Consider the following 9,789-nt stretch of genomic DNA (forward strand, 5'->3'; position numbering starts at 1 on the left):
AGACTCATGGCATCCTTTACCGACATACTCAGAGAGCACGAGCGACGTATCGAACCTCGCGAGAAAGCGGGCGAGACAACCATCGGCGGCGAGTCCGTCGACCTCGAGACCAGCGAGACGGTCAGTGTCAGCGACGACGGTTTCCTCGGCACGTCGACGAACGGCGTCCCACGCGGTCGGGAGGCGTTCGAGGCCCGCGAGTTGGGCCAGACGGCCATCGCGGAGTCCATCAAGAACATCATCATCTCGCAGCTGACCGGCGGCGAGCTCGCGTTCCCGATGGAAGACGACGTCGAGGAGGTCCCCGACGCCATCGCCGAACTTCGCTCGGTGTTCCGATCGCTGCTGACGGGGCCACACTACGCGGAGGACGACTGGGACGACCTGGTCACCGCTGCCGTCTCTGACATGGCCGACATCGGCAACGCCTATTGGGAGGTCATCGGGACCACCAGCCAGTCATTCCCGGTGGGGTCGTTCAAACCTGTCCCGGCGCTGACGGTGAAGCACAACGTCGACAAGCACGGCGGGTTCGCCGAGGACGGTCCAGCGTACTACCAGGCTCCAGTCGGCCAGCACGGCGAGGGCTGGTCGACGGCGGGTGCAACCCCACAGAAGCTGGACCGCGAGGACCTCGTCTCCTTCCGGTGGCCCGGCTCGCGACGTGCCGGTCGGGTCTACCCGATGAGTCCGATGATGCAGGTTCGCGAGTGGATCGAACTCATCGTCGACTCGACGGCCCACCACGGGCGCTACTACTCGGACAACGAGATGCCCGCTGGCTTCCTGCAGGTGATGCAGGCTGGCGACCACGACGTCCAACAGATCAAGTCGAAGATTCAGGCCGCTGCTGGCGATCCCCGTTCGGTGGAGGTCATCGGCGGCGAGGGGCCGGCGAACTGGATCGAAATGGGCGGAACCGCCGTCAACCTCGACGTGATCGAGGAACAGCGCTGGTTCATCAACCTCGTCCTTGGCGCGTTCGGTATCCCCAAGCAGGAACTCGCGCTCGTCGACGACGTCAACCGGAACACCTCGGAGGCACAGGCGTCGATGATCTACCGGCGCGTCACCCGGCCGCTCGCCGACGCCATCTGTGACGCCGTCACCAATCAGGTGTTCGCTCGCTTCGACGCCTACGAGTCGCTCGGTCGACCGTTCGGGCTCGACATAACGTACTCGGACCCCGAGCAGGAGCGGGCTCGAGAAGAGCAGCTCCGCGAGCGGTTCACCTCGGGGGCGCTCCCGTACGCAGAGTACCGACAGCAACTGGGCGAAGATCCTGGTGATACGACCATCGAGGTGAACGGTGAAACGGTCGACTACGGCGACGTCCCGTTCCCGCTCGTGAAGGCACTCATCGGTGACGCCCACAACGGCGATGATTCGCTCGATGAGGAAGGTGATAGAGAGAACAGATAGATGGGTCAGTAGCGGACGGTGTTAGACACGAATCCGAGGACTGACAGGACATCTATCGCGAATAGCATTCCTCCAAACGCCATCCAATTGTCGATGAAGTCGCTTGCGAAGGAGCTCCCGGCCTCTGAGGGCCCAGCGGAGAACAGAGTCAGCAGTACGACCGTGAAGAGCACGTACACGAGATTCCCAATGAAGATACCCATTACGACGCCCCGTCCTGAACCACTCATTGAATTGTGTAGTTAATTATAGCTGATAACTCTTATCCCCCGATGACCGTCCGGTTGGCCGCCGGACGCGAGGGAAAACGGCCACGCTCTTTTCATGAAGCACGTTCAGAAGACGCTCCATGCGAGCACCGTCGTCACCCGGTCGGTCGGGAAAGACGGTAGCGAGCAGGAGTACCTGAAGGTTCCAATCTCGTCGACGGCGACCGACCGCGATGGGGACGAGTTCTCCAAAGACGGGGTTCGGAACCTCCAAAACCAGATCAAGGAGCAGAGTGTCCCGGTTTTCGGCAACCACGGCATGAAGGCCGGTGGTGGCCTGCTCGGTGGAGTCCGCTACGACTGGAAGGACATCATCGGCTCGCTCGATGATGCCGAGGTCGAGGAACGCGACGGTGACGTCGAGGTCCTCAACGGCTTCATCCGACCGAACCCGGAGAACGAACGCGGCCAGCAACTCCTCCGCTACGTCAAAGCCGACATGCCGGTGGGCTTCTCCATCGGTTTCGGCGTCGCGAACAAGGAGGACAAACCCTCTGGCGGGATGGTCTTCCATGAGTCGGACCTCATGGAAGTCTCGTCAGTGGGGGTTCAGAGCAACCGAGAGTCGGTGGCGAACGCCGCCGACACCGCCTCGGCGCTCGCGAAGGCCGTGGATGACCTCGACGACGTCGACGTCGACGAGGCGACGCTGGCGAAAGAACTCGCTGGCGAGCTGGTTGGCCGCTCGGCAGACGGTGGGGACCTCGACGACGAGGACCCGACCGAGTGGGCACGCAAACTGTTCGCCGGCGATGCGGACGCAGACGACGATTCTACGGAGCAATCCATGGACGACGAACTCAAAGAGAAACTCAACCGATTCCTCGACACGACCGAGGAGACCCAAGACGAACTGAAGGAGATCACCGACCGCCTCGACGCCCTCGAAGCGAAAGACGAGGACGACGAGGAGGATGACGACGACGAAGAGGAGGACGACGACGAGAAGTCCACCACCCCCGACGACGAGAAGACGTCGATCACCGTCTCCAGCGACGACGAGCAGCAGGTGAAAGCGCTGCTCGAGGAAGCGGAGGATGGTGAACTCGACCTCAGCGAGTCGAAGACCGTTATCCGCCTGGAGGACGGCGAAGAGGCCGACAACGACGGCACCGCCGCCGAGACTGGCGGACTCATCTGACCATGACGACGATTCTGGAAGCCATCAACGGCACGCACAGCAAGGACAACAGCGCCGCACGGGAGGTGTTCGAGAAGCTCATGACCAACTGGGGCTTCCCCGAGGAGGCCATCGAGCAGGGGTACAAGGGGGTCAACCTCTCGGCCCGCATCAAACACCACGAGCGGGGCGACGGCTACGCCGACCACCTGGAGAAGACGTTCGGCACGCGCCACCCGTTCCTCGCGGGCGCTGCGGCGGGCTACAAGTGCGGCGGTGAGGACTACCAGCCCGGTTCAGGTCACGCCATCAAGAGCGCCGACGCGATGATCGAGAAGGGTGTCGTCGACGCGTCGACCGTCCAGGCGGCCTCGCCGGTCGCGGTCGACCCCGACATCGTCGACATCCAGCGGGGGGCCGCGCCCGTGCTGGACATCATCGCGACCGAGGCCCAGGCCGGGTTCAAAGCGAAGTACAACGTCCTCTCGGACCGCCAGGAGCCCGTTGGGATGCTCACCGAGTCCGACGCCATCGACCTCTCCGACCAAGGTGACAAGGACCAGACGCTGCAGACCGACGAGAAGGACATGAAGATCTACGTCGACAAGGTCAACCTCAGCGACTTCACCCAGCGTGCCGAGCAGTCGCTGGGCTACCTCGACGTCCGGCAGCTGACGCTCGGCCAGCGGGTGAAGGCCCACGCGCTGTTCAAGGCGAAACAGATCTTCTACGGCGACCCCTCCGTCGGCGACGGCACCACGGGTGTCCAGAGCACGGAGGCGTACGAAGGCCTCGCGAAGATCGCGTCCGATGCGGGCAACCAGATCGACAAGTCCGGCTACGCCGGCTCGGGCAACACGCCGCTGCTCGACGACCTCAAGAATGAGGTCACGAAGATCGTCGAGGACAGTGGGGCGACGTACGACGACCTCACCGTGCTGGTTTCGCCGACGTTCTTCGACGAACTGGAGAACGAGGGCAACGTGACGACCCGGCTGTCGGGCTACGACGAGAACATCAACTTCGGTGGACGGTCGATCACCATCAAGCAGAACGTGCAGGTGCGTGAATGCCCGAACATCCGGGCGTACGGCGACCTCACCGGCACGGCGAGCGGTGGCAACTTCGACGCCAGCAACCGCGACGTCTTCATCATCGACACGAGTGCGACGCGTTTCCGCGTGCTCGCACCGTTGTCTACGGTCCCGCTCGGCCGCGTCGGGCTCGCCGACCGTGCAGCGCTGTTCGAGTACGGAACACTCATCTCGAAGGACCACGGGGCGCACATGCGCTACCTGTCGAGCTACGCGGCACAGTAACCACGAGGGCTTTTGACATGAACATCGACTACCCAGGAGCTGCAGCAGCCGTCACCATCGCGACCGGGACCACCCTCGCGGTTGAAGACGGTGCGGTCGACGTACCCGACGAGCACGCCGAGCGTGTTATCGAACGGTTCACCGAGCGCTACGGCGTCACGTACGACGACGAGGGGAACCTCGTCGACGCGGACAGTGGTGACGAGGTGGCCGAGACAGACGCGGTCGACCCGGCCGCCGCCACTGACGGAACGCTCGGCGACCTCGAGGACGCGCTCGCGACTGGCGAGTACGACGACATCCTCGACGAGGTTGCGGCTGCTGAGAAGGCAGGCGACGACCGTGATGGAGCGTACGAACGCATCGACGACCGCCGGACGGAGCTGGAGGCGTAAGCGATGACCGACGACGGATACTGTACGCCGGAAGACGTCCGGAAGGTGCTCCAAGAGAACTTGTTGTCGGGGGAGATCAACCCGGACATCGTGAGGGCCTCGATTCTCGGGCAGACTGAGTGGGTCCAAGAGCGAACCCACCGCCACTGGTTCGAGGCCTCCGAGGCATCGACGGAGGAGGTGCTGGCTGCCAGTCCCCGTACCCACTTCGAGGACGTCCTCTCGATTCCGTCGTCGGCACACGCCCAACACTCGCAACTTCCGCATCGTCGGGAGCGCCGCTATCCACGGCAGATGAGTGGGTCGTACACTCGTGTTCGGCTCACGCGTCGCGACGTCGTCGACGTCACCGAGTTGCTCATCGGGAGTAGCGGCGGAGCGTTCGTCGACTGGACGAGCAAGCGCACCGAGGGCCGTGGTGAGGACTACTACCTGCAGGTGGACGCCTCGACCGGCGCGACGGACCTCTACCTCGACACGCGGTCGCTGGCACCGCTACGGAACTACGACGACGCGGTCATCGCGACGTACGACTACGGCATTGACGGCGTCCCTCACACTGTCAGGCGTGGGGTGGCGCTTCGAAGCGCCGCACAACTCGTCCTAGACGATGACGCTGAGGTGGGCATCCCCGACTCGGGGCAGCTCGTCTCGCTCGAATCGAAGGCCCAAGCGATGGAGCGGCAGGCGGATGAACTCCTGTCGATCCACCTCACCACCACCCCCATCGCATGAACCTTAGTCGCGGCTTCGAAGCCGACCTCGAACAGGTGCTCCTCGACGAGGTGTGGGAGGCCGTCGACGGTCCCGATGGACTCGCCCAACAGATTGTCGACCGGTCGCACGAGGTGCTCCGAGCGTACGGCACGCGCCACGACTACGACGTCGAGTCGGTCATCGATTCGATGGTCGGCCCGACAGTCGACCGCCATGCGTACGTCATCGTGGCTCGCTACGGGTGGGAGCACCCGGCCGCACCACACTTCGCGTTCGGCAGTTCCAATCACACGGTCGATGGCAACCCAATCCTCTCGTTCATCTGGGAGGACCCGCCCGACTGGATTGCTCAGGAGTTCGAGCAAGAGGGCGACGGCTACCGTGTGTTCCTTCCGGAGGTCGAGGTCTCGGGGCTTCCCGAGTCCCGGTTCATCCGTGAGGGGCTTCAGTGGCTCCGTCGCGAGGTGGGACGGTGAGCGTCGACACCACCGAGTGGGCGCTCGACGTCCTTTCGACGGGCTGGTCGCTCGTTGACGAGCCGGCGTTCATCAACCGCGAAAGTACAGAGGACGTCGCGACGGGCGAACGTTCGAAGGTCCATGACCTCACGGACGCCAACGCGGTGAGCATCGCCTCGCCGGCTACAGACCGCTCGCCGGTCGGCGTTGAGTACGACCTGGAGGTCGAGACGACGCTCTCGATCCGCATCGAAGGGCTCGCCGAATCCGAGTGGGGTCACATCGCCGATAGTGGCGAGTGGCGTACGCTCGTCGAGGAGGTCCGCCGACTACTTTTCGCCGAGCGCCGCTGGCCCATCGAGAATCCAGATGGCGACGTCCACTACCATACGCTACTGCCGCGAGAGGAGAGCGACCGCAGTGCTGAGCATCGCGATTACTGGCGAACCGACCTCTCCCTCGTTCTGCGAGGGTACGAGGACCTCGACTGACCGTTTTCACCGACTCATGATACACACCATCACCACAACCGGAGGAATAGCACAGTGACGGGCGCGCAGTCCATCGCCTACGTCCACGAAGACGCAGGCTACGCTGAAACTCCGAACGACGCCGACCACAAGGTTCCGGGCAAAGACACCTCAGTCACAGACCTCGGCCTGGAGAACGGCGTCCAGCGGCTCCGGAACTTCTCGGCACAGGCCAAGGAATCCATTGCGACAACGTTCGAGGGCAGCATCGGCGTCTCGTTCGTCCTGTGCGAGCCGTGGATTCTCAACTCCGTTTTCGGCAGCGCTCCGTCGGCGGGTGGCGAATCGAGTGCTCCCTACTCGTACACCTGGAAGTTCACGCCTGGCCGCGTGCAGAGCTCACGCTGGTTCATCGGCACCGACTACCTCACTGGGACGTCTGGCACTGGCACGTGCGAACGGGAGTTGAAGGGCGTCGTCTTCCCGCAGATGCAGGTCCAGATTCAGCAGGGCGAACCGGTCCGCGTCGACTGCACCGGTTTCTACGGGGATGAAGCGAAGTCGACGCAGTTCACGGTTACCGACGTTCCCGAGCCCGCCGCCGACCCGCTCATCTTCCACGGGGGGTCGCTCGCGATACCGAGCGATACCGACCTCGTGAAGATGCGGGAGGCGACGTTAGACGTCCAGACCGGCGCTCGCCCCCAGCGCGGGTGGAATCGCAAGCCCGTCGACGCCGTTCTCGGAAACGTCGAGACGACGCTGGACCTGCAGAAGGCCGTCACCGGCACCAACCTGCTGAGTATGGCATATGGCAACTCGACTGCCCCGGCGACGAGCGGTGTCGACGGTGCGGCTGACGGGACGCTCCGATTCCAGAGCCCTGGCGCGAACGCCCTGGAGTTCCAGCTCACCGGCGTCACTCCGGACAGCTATAACTGGGACAACCTCGGTGACTACGAGGGCGACGTTCTGGAGAACGTCTCATGTGTTGTCGACCAGCTGACCGCCGTCGCCGAGTCCGCATCTGATACTGCCCGCTGACCACACCGGGTTTCTACTGAACACTATGACACGACAAACCAGAGTCATCGAACTACAGGAGGAAGCACAGCGGCTCGAACAGCAACTGGACGAGGTCGTCAACGAAGCCCTCGCCATCGAAGAGGAGGTCGATGAGGAAGCCCTCACCGACCATCAGGCGTACGCCGATGCGCTCGTCGAGGGCGACACTACTGAGCGGCATCTCCGCGGTGTGCTCAACCTCGTCGAGAACTACAACTGCGACCGGGTCACTATCGGCGCGCAGCGAACCGGCGAGCTTGCCCAAGTCCAGGACCTCACCCTCGACATCCGTGACGAGCGGAAGGGTCGGACTGGGAAGTCCAACGTCGCGGGCGCATCGCGAGCGGTGTTCGTCGCGGCGGGGATCGTCGACGCTCCGTTCGTCGACGGCGACGCCAGCATCGAGCAGCGAGCGCGGGCCATCAACGCCATCGAGCCGGAAACCACCGCGTGGCTCGAAGAGCAGATCGAAGACCTGTCGACGCCCGACGTCTCGGTAAAAAACGGCTTCAGGGAGCGACTCGCGCAGCGACGGGACGGGGCGGCGGAGACGCCGCCCTCGACCTCGCCGACCAGCTCCGACTCGCCCGAGTGATTCTGATGGCGTGTGGTCACTCGCCCAGTGCTATCGACGACTACAGCGTCCGCGACGTCCTGCTGTTCGCCTCGCTGTACCCCGAGGTCGTCAAACTCCAGCGGGGACTCTAATCCATGTCAGAGTTTTCGACGTCTGCCATGCTCGACGTCCGCGTCTCGGACAGGGCACTCCGTCGAGCGCGAGAGAAGGTCGAGCGTGGGATGAGTGACGTCACTGTCGAGGTTGAGGCCAACAGCGGCGGCTACGGCAAGCGTCAAGCACGAGATAGCGCGTTCAGTCGTCGCCTGCAGTCTCGAACGATCGACGCTATCGACGGCGTCGCTGACCGACTCGGGAGCAGCAACGACTATCTCTCACAGTTGGTCGAGTCGATTTCGTCGACGGACGATTCCGCATCCGACGAACCGGTGGTACAGTCGACTGCTCGTAGTCGACCGCCGGCGCTTCGGACGGACGGCGGGCTGCCAACTGGCCCGTCCAGAGCGATGGGCCGGCCTTCACGTGGAGTCGAGTCAGGCGAAGCACTCGGTGACCTGGTGGATTTCATCGACGAGGGTATCGACCTCGCTCGTGACCGAAACGAGTACTTGCTCGAACTTATCGACACGATGGAGAAAGGCGGGTTCTCGGAGGCTCGTGACGGTGGGGTCGGTGGAATGCCGATGATTCTCGGCGGCGGTGGTCTCCTTGGTGGCCTCGCCGGGAAGGGGAAAGGCGCTCTCGGTTGGCTCCTCAACAAAGGTACGAACGCTGGCGGCTCTATCTGGGAGACCATCACTGGCGGTGGCGGCGGTCTGCTCTCGCGCGTTCTTTCCCCGTTCGGTAGTGGTGTCATGCCTGGTATCTTCGAGGGAGCTTCCGATGCATGGGAGGACTTCACCGGCGAGAACCCGTTGGATGGACTCTTCGACAGTCTGACCGGGGGTGAGGGACAGAGCTTCGGGCCGGCGATGATTTCGGCTCCCGAGTGGGCGACGAACCTCGGGAGTGACCTCGCGAAGGACCTGCAGGGGCTATCGTGGCCCGAACTCCCCGACATCGGTGGCTTCTGGTCAGAATCGATGAAGGGCATCGACTGGCCAAGTCTCCCGGGGTTGACGTCGTGGTGGTCTGAGAAGACAAAAGGCATCGACTGGCCGAGTCTGCCGGGGCTGACGTCGTGGTGGACAGAGAATACGAAGGGTATCGACTGGCCCAACCTCCCCAATCTCGGCGGGTGGTGGAAAGGGGCGACCAACGGACTCGACTGGCCGGGATTCCCCGACCTCAGTGGGTGGTGGGAGAAGACAGTCAACGGGCTCTCATGGCCGAAGATTCAGAAACCCGTCTGGGTAGATGAGATTCTCAGCGACCCTGGTGGTTCGGCTAAGGATGCTGGAAATGCCGCCGTGAAGGGGATTCAAGAAACGGGGAAATCTGCCATCGATTGGTATCTCAGCAATCATCCGCTGTTCTCTCGACTTGACTCCGACGCCGACGGCTACACCCCACCGACCGCGACAGAAGATGGCGACGTTCGAAATATTGGGGCCGTCACCGACACACGTGGCGATAATCCGTTCGCCGTCGAGAACATCGAGATGACCTCGGACGACGATACCGAGACTGAGGAGAGGACGATGCAGACGACCCGTAGCGAACAGACCGAAGCGACGCTAACGCTCGAATCCAACACCGAGTACACCATCGACGACGATGCCATCGTTCGGAAGCTGAAACGTCACCAGCGTGAGGAGGTCAAGGAAATCGAGCGCCGGGTCCGTGATCTCGAACGGGCGCTCAAAAGAGTTTAATTCACGCTCGTTCGAGTGATTCAGCTGTTAGACAGAGAGCGTGAGTGTATCAGTCCTGAGTAAAGCGACTCAATCGGGGGACAGTGTTCAACTTCTATACTTGTCGGCAGTCTTATGTGTGTCTGACACAGACCCGTGTGTAGGAGCACTCGTTAGAACGGAC

General features: G+C 63.0%; 11 protein-coding genes. 10 read left to right on the forward strand and 1 reads right to left on the reverse strand.

Annotated elements, in window-relative coordinates; translation table 11 throughout:
- The first annotated feature begins 6 nt into the window (after nt 1-6).
- Nucleotides 7-1,422, forward strand: a complete 1,416-nt coding sequence (locus M1L36_RS04070) for a phage portal protein (protein WP_250872432.1) — start codon at nt 7-9, stop codon at nt 1,420-1,422.
- A 5-nt stretch (nt 1,423-1,427) separates the two neighbouring features.
- Here M1L36_RS04070 and M1L36_RS04075 read toward each other — a convergent pair whose 3' ends face one another.
- Complete coding sequence (locus M1L36_RS04075) at nt 1,428-1,652, reverse strand: hypothetical protein (RefSeq protein ID WP_250872433.1); 225 nt, start codon at nt 1,650-1,652, stop codon at nt 1,428-1,430.
- A gap of 94 nt (nt 1,653-1,746) precedes the next feature.
- Here M1L36_RS04075 and M1L36_RS04080 point away from each other — a divergent pair, with 94 nt between their 5' ends.
- The 9 genes from M1L36_RS04080 to M1L36_RS04120 all read left to right on the forward strand — a co-directional run bounded on the left by M1L36_RS04080 (nt 1,747) and on the right by M1L36_RS04120 (nt 9,626).
- Nucleotides 1,747-2,832 carry a hypothetical protein gene (locus M1L36_RS04080; protein ID WP_250872434.1) on the forward strand — a complete coding sequence of 362 codons (1,086 nt, stop codon included), beginning with the start codon at nt 1,747-1,749 and terminating at the stop codon, nt 2,830-2,832.
- A 2-nt stretch (nt 2,833-2,834) separates the two neighbouring features.
- A complete protein-coding gene (locus M1L36_RS04085) occupies nt 2,835-4,130 on the forward strand; it encodes a hypothetical protein (protein ID WP_250872435.1) in 1,296 nt (431 codons plus the stop codon).
- A 17-nt stretch (nt 4,131-4,147) separates the two neighbouring features.
- Nucleotides 4,148-4,525 (forward strand): hypothetical protein, encoded by a 378-nt coding sequence (locus M1L36_RS04090; protein WP_250872436.1) that lies wholly within the window; start codon nt 4,148-4,150, stop codon nt 4,523-4,525.
- Nucleotides 4,526-4,528: 3 nt separating this feature from the next.
- Nucleotides 4,529-5,260 (forward strand): hypothetical protein, encoded by a 732-nt coding sequence (locus M1L36_RS04095; RefSeq protein ID WP_250872437.1) that lies wholly within the window; start codon nt 4,529-4,531, stop codon nt 5,258-5,260.
- A complete protein-coding gene (locus M1L36_RS04100; protein ID WP_250872438.1) occupies nt 5,257-5,718 on the forward strand; it encodes a hypothetical protein in 462 nt (153 codons plus the stop codon). The genes M1L36_RS04095 and M1L36_RS04100 overlap by 4 nt, the downstream gene beginning before the upstream one ends.
- Nucleotides 5,715-6,191, forward strand: coding sequence for a hypothetical protein (locus tag M1L36_RS04105; RefSeq protein ID WP_250872439.1), 477 nt, complete (start codon nt 5,715-5,717; stop codon nt 6,189-6,191). Before M1L36_RS04100 ends, M1L36_RS04105 begins: the two co-directional genes overlap by 4 nt.
- 54 nt (nt 6,192-6,245) lie before the next feature.
- Entirely contained in the window at nt 6,246-7,214 is a 969-nt protein-coding gene (locus M1L36_RS04110) for a phage tail tube protein (RefSeq protein ID WP_250872440.1), read from the forward strand.
- 25 nt (nt 7,215-7,239) lie between these two features.
- Nucleotides 7,240-7,830, forward strand: a complete 591-nt coding sequence (locus tag M1L36_RS04115) for a hypothetical protein (RefSeq protein WP_250872441.1) — start codon at nt 7,240-7,242, stop codon at nt 7,828-7,830.
- A gap of 539 nt (nt 7,831-8,369) precedes the next feature.
- The gene (locus M1L36_RS04120; RefSeq protein ID WP_250872442.1) at nt 8,370-9,626 is read left to right on the forward strand and encodes a hypothetical protein; all 1,257 of its coding nucleotides are present in this window, start codon (nt 8,370-8,372) and stop codon (nt 9,624-9,626) included.
- Nucleotides 9,627-9,789 lie beyond the last annotated feature (163 nt).

This window comes from Halomarina rubra (assembly GCF_023699475.1).
Lineage (GTDB): Archaea > Halobacteriota > Halobacteria > Halobacteriales > Haloarculaceae > Halomarina > Halomarina rubra.